This window comes from Pseudoalteromonas sp. MIP2626, assembly GCF_013414205.1.
Classification (GTDB): Bacteria; Pseudomonadota; Gammaproteobacteria; order Enterobacterales; family Alteromonadaceae; genus Pseudoalteromonas; species Pseudoalteromonas nigrifaciens.
Map to the genome: position 1 here is coordinate 1 of NZ_JAATTW010000101.1, position 1,981 is coordinate 1,981.

The 1,981-nt window shown below is 44.6% G+C and carries 1 protein-coding gene; it reads right to left on the bottom strand.

All coding sequences use genetic code 11. The annotated features are described in order from the left end of the window. Positions 1–71: 71 nt before the first annotated feature. Positions 72–1,427 (bottom strand): group II intron reverse transcriptase/maturase, encoded by a 1,356-nt coding sequence (gene ltrA, locus HC000_RS18145; RefSeq protein WP_257025639.1) that lies wholly within the window; start codon positions 1,425–1,427, stop codon positions 72–74. Between the last annotated feature and the right edge of the window lie 554 nt (positions 1,428–1,981).

A 1,981-nucleotide genomic window follows, 5' to 3' on the forward strand; every position in this document is an offset into this window, starting at 1 on the left:
TAATCGGGTAGCCGGAGGTCTCTAACCTCCAGCCCCCACACCACCCATCATGCGGGTCCGCAATGGGCGGTTCATCTCCCGTAATGAATATTGATCCAAATATCTTTCAATGACACTAAACCTTGTGATGCTAAATAGTCATTACCTAGCGCAATGTTAATTCCTTTTGTTTTTGAGCTTCTACAAGGGCCTTTACTGGTGATACCACAGGCAATGGCGAGTCGCTCGCTAACACCCAATTTTATTAAACTGCGTACTTTGGTGCGAGGTTTACGCCATTGCCGCCAGTAGCACATTCTTATCCTACGACGGATCCAATGATCTAAATCCACTGTTAGTTGATAAGCGTTGGCTATTAGGTAGTAGTGTCCCCAGCCGCGTAAATACTGCGTGAGTTTATGAATTTGTAGGGTCATTGAGATCCCCCAGTTGCGGTTAGTGAGTTCTCTTACATTTGCTTTAAATTTCTTTAGCGCCTGTTCGTGGATCTGCACTTGAGCGTAACGGAAGGTAAACCCGAGAAATTTCGAGCCTGATACGGGACCGACTCGACTTTTCGATTCATTCACTTTGAGTTTTAATCGCTGAGTGATAAACGCAGTAATTTCCCGTTGGATTATGAGTCCTTCGCTTTTCGTTTTTACTAAAATGATTATGTCATCAGCGTAACGTGCAAACTTAAGGTGTTTGTAGGTTAGCTTCTTATCTAATTCATCGAGTAAAATATTGGAAAGTAAAGGGGATAATGGCCCACCTTGAGGGACTCCTTTGGTTGACTCAAACCACAGACCCGTTTCGCGCTCTGCGATCCCCGCTCGGAGGTATTTACCAAGTAGGCGCATGAGTGCTTTGTCTTTGACTTTACGACCAACACGATTCATCAGCATGTCATGGTTTACTTCATCAAAGAACTTAGACAAGTCAATATCAACTGCTGTTTTATAACCTTGTTTAACACAAGATTGAACATGATTTACTGCTTGGCTGGCTCTTTTATGAGGGCGATAACCATAACTATGTGGTGAAAATAGAGGCTCAAAGTAAGGGCTAATCACTTGAGCAATAGCTTGTTGGATCACTCTGTCGATAACAGAAGGGATCCCAAGCATTCGCTCACCGCCATCGGGTTTGGGTATCATCACGCGTTTGACTGGCAAGGGTTGATAAGTGCCGCTAAGTAATTGTTGTTTAATACCCAGCCAATGTAACTTAGCGAAGTGATTAAATTCCTCAATACTCATATTATCAATACCCGCAGCCCCTTTATTGCGCTTAACATGTTGCCATGCTGCACCAATATTGTGGTTGCTCAGTACCCTTGCCATCAGGTCACGATCTGTTTGGTTGTATTCATTCGAGGTATTATTCACAGTCGAACGCTGTTCATCACTATCACAACACGGTGATCTATGTGAATTCAAGTCCATTTGTAGTATCTCCTCTGGTTAAGATGTTCAGGCCTTCACCGTGTCCCCTCCATTACGATGGGCGTTTGGCTACTATGCCGTCAGCTGACTTCTGATAAATCACTCTAGCGATTACTCGATAAAGCGCGTCGAAACTAACGCTTGTTTACTGCTATTTCGCTCGCTGTAGGTCGCAGCAACCAAAGCGCCAAGGGTTGAACAACCAGTCCCTAACTGGTAATCTCCAAGCGTTAGCGCGGATGCGTGTTTATCAGATCTCCCCGAATAAGGTGCATCGACTTTCTCTGCACAACTGCATCATTTACGGTGGCCGTTAGATCACATGACTTCGCTATCTTGTGCTAGCTCGTCTCCAGCCTACGCCTCATATGATGTTTTTGTTCATCAGCTCACAGATTTGCTAGCGGCTTCCTCTAGACTATCTCTCGCGATTTAGCCCTTGCCATTCGCTAGTAGTTATCGTTTAATAACAGTGTGTTATTTAAACGGTGATCTTCCTACAGAGGACTTTCACCTCATAAGTCAATGCCCATGTCGGGCGTACACAAGTTGCT